A 476-nucleotide genomic window follows, 5' to 3' on the forward strand; every position below is an offset into this window, starting at 1 on the left:
CTGCCGCCACGGCTTCGCCGTCGGCGGTCACGTCCTGAGCGGCTTCTTCCGTTGCACCCGTTGCATTGGCGTCAGCTTCATCAGCCTCCGCCGGCGCGGCCGTGGCATCGCCGGTGTGCTCACGGTCGCGGTCCCTGCCGCCGCGCCGCCGCCGGCGCTTGCGGCGCCTGCGGCCTTCGCCGTCCTCGGAGCGCTGCTGATGCTGGCCCTGCTGCTGCGGGTGGCGCGGCTGTTCGGCCTGCTCCGAAACCTCTTCTTCCTCTTCCTCGACGACGATCTCGTCCTCGGGCTCTTCCGGCTCGACATAGGCTGGGAGGCTGCGCACCTCGACAAAGCCTTCCGGCTTCTCGGCAACGGCGCCGCGGAAGATCGCGTAATGCTGGGTGCCGAGCGTTTCGTCGGCCTCGATCGTGATGGTCAGGCCGAAACGGGCTTCGAGCTCGACCAGGTTGGCGCGCTTGTGGTTGAGCACATAG

The 476-nt window shown here is 68.7% G+C and carries 1 pseudogene; it reads right to left on the minus strand.

From position 1 onward, the window contains the following. Positions 1 to 476 (minus strand): annotated as a pseudogene (locus EOD07_RS37035) (ribonuclease E/G); the annotation flags it as partial.

Source organism: Mesorhizobium sp. M2C.T.Ca.TU.002.02.1.1, from assembly GCF_003997225.1.